2 protein-coding genes are annotated in these 2,814 nt (G+C 75.5%); both read right to left on the bottom strand.

The genetic code is table 11. The features are described from left to right. On the bottom strand, positions 1-920 hold a 920-nt coding region (locus tag ACTIR_RS0101710; protein ID WP_026452994.1), incomplete at its 3' end, for a hypothetical protein. Continuing rightward, on the bottom strand, positions 917-2,814 hold a 1,898-nt coding region (locus tag ACTIR_RS21135; RefSeq protein WP_034237829.1), incomplete at its 5' end, for an ATP-binding protein. The genes ACTIR_RS21135 and ACTIR_RS0101710, both read right to left, overlap by 4 nt.

Genomic DNA, 2,814 nt, shown 5'->3' with positions numbered 1-2,814 from the left:
GTCGGCCCGGCCGACTGCTCGGGCACGGCGGTCCCGGTGGACACCACCGGATCGGTCGCGGCGTCGGTGGCCTGGTGCGCCCGCAGGCGCTCCAGTGCCTCGACCATCGAGCCGCGCCGGTCACCGTCCTCGTGACCCGCGTTCCGCAGTGCCGCCGCGGCGTGCGCGATGGCCTCGGTGTGCCTGCCGGCGGCGCGCAACACCCGCACGATCTTCAGGCTGACGTCCACCCGGGGCAGCCGCTCGGAGAGCAGGCGCACCACGGTGTCGACGTCGCCGCAGGCCTCGGCGATCTCCAGGCGCAGCCGCCGGGCCGTCTGCCGCCGGGGGTCGGAGGCGTCGACGCCACGTTCACACAACACCCGGTCCACAGTGGCCCGCACGTGCCGGATCCCCTCGTCCCCCAACGGTTCAGCGAACTCGGCCAGGTCGATGTCCGGCCATCCCGGACGGTCGAACGCGACCGTGGTGAACCACCCGGCGAGCGTGGCCGCGGGTGGTGGGTGCGCCGCGCACGCCCGCGCGTACAGCCGCACGGCACGCGGCAGGAGGTCGTCCACGCCGGGGCCGTCCGCGTCCCGCGCGCCGAGGAGGGTGTCCACGACCCGGCGGGCGAGCGGGCCGACGTCGGCGGAGGTGCCCGCGTCCAGCAGCCGTTCCAGCGTGTCGAGCACCGAGGACACCCGGATCGAGTGCGCGGTGTCGGCCGCCTCGGCCGCGTCGTCGAGCAGGTCACTCACCTCGGCGAGGCCCGCCCCGACGCCGCCGCGGCCTGCGGGGTCACCGTGCCCGGGGACCTGCCGGGCATCCAGTCGCCCGCGCAGTTCGGGGTCCCGCTCCGCCTGCGCGCACAGCAGGTCGACCAGCGTCTCGGTATCCAGCGTCCGGAGGTAGGCACGCAGATCCGATCGGGTGTTCACCCGGTCATCGTGCCATCCGAGGGTTGCCGGGGGTGCACGGTGACGTGCCACGCGGTCTCGGACTGTCGCCGCTGGCGCGGGATCACCTGGCCACCGAGCCTGCGCACGGACAACCCGCCCCGCATGCGCAGCGCCTCCACCGCCCCGAGCGGGGTGCCGAGCTCCGCCCCGCGCACGGCGTCGAGGTCGGCCAACAGGTAGAGCCGGTCACGGGCACGGGCGATCCCACTCAGGAAGGCACGCACCCGGTCCCGCCAGTCGTCGCCGGTCAGGTCCATCACCACGGTGCCGAACTCGTGCCCCGCCACGGTGGACACGGTGCCCACGTCCACGGTGCGGGTCTCGCGGAGCACGTCCAGCCACGACTCCACCCGCTCGCGGTCGGGGGCGAGCACGGCGGCGTGCTCGGCCGCGATCAACGGCACCAGCGCGGCACGTTCGACCGGCTCGCCCGCGGTGTCGAGCAGCACGATCTCCGTCTCGCGCCCCTCGGCCGCCGACAGTGCCGGGTAGCCGATGGTGCCGGCGAGTGCCTGCACGCCCGCACCGAAGCGGTACTGGCGGTCGAGCACGGCGCACCCGGGGTGGGAGTGCGCGTCGGCGGGGGTGTGCACGCCGCAGTGCGCGAACGGCGTGGTCAGCGTCCACCGCCGCACCTCGGGCACCTCGGCCAGTTCGCGGGGCCGCACCCGTGGCCACGGCTGGGCGAGGTCGCCGAACACCACGGCCGTCGTACGGGCCCGGGCGACGGCGAACAGCACGTCGACCAGGCGCGCGGCCCCGGCGTCGTCCACGAGCACCACGTCGAACGACCCGGGCACGCCCGCCACCCCGGACAACGGCGCGGTCACCAGGTTCGCCGACGCCCACCAGCCGGACCGGCGGCGTTCCCGCGTCTCGCGGGCCCGTTCGCCCCACCACCAGAGCCGCTCGTGGAACCGGCCACGCAGCGCGGCGCGGTGCCTGCCGTTGCCGCGCAGCACCTCGCGCCGGTTGTGCAGCTCGGGCAGGCCGCGCCGCAGGCACTCGGCGTAGTAGCGGTGGTCGCGTTCGTCGGCCGTCCCGGCCGCGTGCAGGCGGAGGATCTCGTCGCGCAGCAGTTCGAGCTGGGCACGGGTGTCGGCCTCGGCGCGTTCGGCGGCCTCGGCGTTCTCCTGGGCCGCCGTGAGTTCGTCGTCCAGCTTGCGGACGTCCTCGGACACCGTGTGCACCCGGCGCCGACAGTCCTCGATGCGGGAGACGAGCACCTGGCGTTCGTCCTCCGCCGAGCGCAGCTCCCGGCGGTCCTCCCGGCGCCCCCGGTACAGCAGTCCGCCGTCGCGCAGCCGTTCCCGCAGGTCGGACAGCCGCTCCTCGACACGGGCGAGCCGGTGGGTGAGCACCTTGGCCTCGGCCCGGCGGGCGAGTTCGTCGGCCACCCGGTCGCGGGCCTTGCGCGCGGTCCGCACCGCGGCCTCGGCGTCGCCGTGTTCGCGCACCAGTTCCCAGTGCCGCTCGCGCAGCCGCGCGAACTCGGACTCCAGCGCGGTGATCCGCTGTCCGTTCTCGATCCGCCGCTGGGCGGTGGCGAAGGCGACGTCGTCGTAGCCGTCCAGGGCCTCGTCCAGCCGGGCGAGTTCGCGTTCGACGTCGGTGAGCGCGACGAGGTCGGTCTGCAGCCGCAGCCGCTCCGGGTCCTGCTCCACGGGGGCCGGGACGACGCCCACGTCGTCCGCGGTGACGTGCAGGACCCGCAGCCCGCGGCGGGACAGGTCCTCGGCGGCCCGTTCGGCGACCGTGCTCTTGCCGCTGCCCGGTGGCCCCCAGACCAGGTGGACACCGGGGCGGAGACACGTGTCGTAGGCGTCGTCGCCCGCCGGGTCGAGCTCACCCGCGGCGAGCCGGTCGGCCAGCG

This window comes from Saccharomonospora iraqiensis subsp. iraqiensis, from assembly GCF_000430445.1.
Lineage (GTDB): Bacteria > Actinomycetota > Actinomycetes > Mycobacteriales > Pseudonocardiaceae > Saccharomonospora > Saccharomonospora iraqiensis.
Note: the sequence above shows the minus strand (reverse complement) of the source record. Positions and strands in the feature narration are given on the sequence as shown.